This window comes from Thermus sp. (assembly GCF_056332225.1).
In genome coordinates this window covers 1-610 of record NZ_JBWGQW010000217.1, presented here as the reverse complement: position 1 = coordinate 610, position 610 = coordinate 1, and the positions used below count along the sequence as shown (strand labels likewise).

The following is a 610-nucleotide window of genomic DNA, read 5'->3' as shown; positions in this document are numbered from 1 at the left end:
GGAGCCGGGCGAGAAGGGGTCGGGCTTCGTCTTCGAGAACAAGGTCGTGGGCGGTGCCGTCCCGAAGGAGTACGTGCCGGCCGTGCAGAAGGGGATCGAGTCGGCGATGACCAGTGGGGTGCTCGCCGGCTTCCCGATGATCGACGTCAAGGTGTCGCTGGTCGACGGCTCGTACCACGAGGTCGACAGTTCGACCCTCGCCTTCGAGATCGCCGCCCGGGCGGCTTTCAAGGAGGGGGCCGCCAAGGCCGGCCCGCAGCTCCTCGAGCCGGTCATGCGGGTCGAGGTGGTGACGCCCGAGGAGTACATGGGCGACATCATCGGCGACCTGAACAGCCGGCGCGGTCAGATCACCGGCATGGAGCCGCGCGGCAACGGCCAGGTGGTGAGTGCGATGGTGCCGCTCGCCACCATGTTCGGCTACGTCAACACGCTGCGCTCGCTGAGCCAGGGTCGGGCGCAGTTCACCATGCATTTCGACCACTACGAGCCCGTGCCGCAGATGGTGGCCGAGGAAATTCGGGCGAAGTACGCCTGACGCACGCGTCGCGGGAACGAGTTCGAGCGGAGGACCGGAGATGGCCAAAGCAAAGTTCGAGCGGACCAAGCC

1 pseudogene is annotated in these 610 nt (G+C 67.0%); it reads left to right on the top strand.

From position 1 onward, the window contains the following. Positions 1-538 (top strand): annotated as a pseudogene (gene fusA / locus AC01Y6_RS11000) (elongation factor G); the annotation flags it as partial. Positions 539-610: the final 72 nt, after the last annotated feature.